The organism is Mesorhizobium sp. M0771 (genome assembly GCF_040320155.1).
In the GTDB taxonomy this organism is placed as follows: Bacteria; Pseudomonadota; Alphaproteobacteria; order Rhizobiales; family Rhizobiaceae; genus Mesorhizobium.
Genome location: NZ_JAMYPC010000068.1, coordinates 1 through 1,224 on the forward strand (window position 1 = coordinate 1; position 1,224 = coordinate 1,224).

At 59.9% G+C, this 1,224-nt stretch carries 1 protein-coding gene; it reads left to right on the plus strand.

The window, feature by feature from the left end:
• Window positions 1-65: 65 nt before the first annotated feature.
• A protein-coding gene (locus NKI05_RS32190) for an IS3 family transposase (RefSeq protein ID WP_352794230.1) occupies window positions 66-1,165 on the plus strand; the annotation gives its coding sequence in 2 pieces (ribosomal slippage) (window positions 66-318 and window positions 318-1,165; 1,101 coding nt in all).
• The last annotated feature ends 59 nt before the right edge of the window (window positions 1,166-1,224 follow it).

Below are 1,224 nucleotides of genomic sequence, written 5' to 3' on the forward strand. Positions count from 1 at the left end.
TGACCTGAGACCCTGAAGCTCCTCCAGTTTTTGGTAGAGTCTGTCCCACTCAAGGAGACGGACGAATGAAGCGTTCACGGTTCACGGAAGAACAAGTCATCGCGATTTTGAAGGAGCAGGAGGCGGGCATGAAGACCGCCGATGTCTGCCGCAAGCATGGGATCTCGGAAGCGACCTTCTACAAATACAAGGCCAAGTTCGGTGGCATGGACGTTTCCGATGCGCGCAAGCTGAAGGCTTTGGAAGAGGAGAACGCCAAGCTGAAGAAGCTGCTGGCCGAGCAGATGCTGGACAATGCCATCCTGAAGGATGTCGCCGCAAAAAAATGGTGACGCCCGATGCCAAGCGATGCGCTGTGGCCCACGCCTGCGATGGGCATGGGGTGAGCCAGCGTCGGGCGTGCAAGGCTCTTTTCGTCGACCGCTCAAGCGTTCGCTACACAAGCATCCGGTCGGACGATGCCGCCGTTCGAGCCGCGATGAAGACGGTGGCTGCCGAGCGCCGCCGCTTTGGCTACCGGCGCATCCACATCATGCTTGAACGGCAAGGGATCGTGATGAACCAGAAGAAACTGCGGCGGCTTTACCGGGAGGAGAAGCTCCAGGTCCGCAAACGTGGCGGCCGCAAACGGGCCTTGGGAACAAGACGGCCGATGATCGCGCCGGGTCGGACGAATGAGCGCTGGAGCCTGGACTTCGTAAGCGATGCCTTCACGGACGGACGCCGGTTCCGGGTTCTGGCCGTCGTCGACGACTTCACGCGCGAGTGCCTGGCGCTGGTCGCGGATACATCGCTGTCGGGCGCCCGCGTCGCTCGGGAGCTGGATGCCATCCTCGCCCGCCGCGGCAGGCCTCGCACGATCGTCTCGGACAATGGCACCGAGCTAACGTCGATGGCGATCCTCAAATGGTGCCAGGAAGGCGGCGTCGAATGGCACTACATCGCGCCCGGCAAGCCGATGCAAAACGGATTCGTGGAGAGTTTCAACGGCCGATTTCGCGACGAATGCTTGAACGAAACGTTGTTCTCCACTCTCACGCAAGCACGGGCAGCAATCGATCTATGGAAGGAGGACTACAACCAGAACAGACCACACTCAGCCCTGGGCAACATCACGCCCATCGAATTCGCCATCAAAATGGCTCTGGAAAAACAGGCCGCATGAGGCCAGAAATGAAACTCCGGACTCTCCATTGAACTGGAGGGAACAAGGGTCCCAGGTCA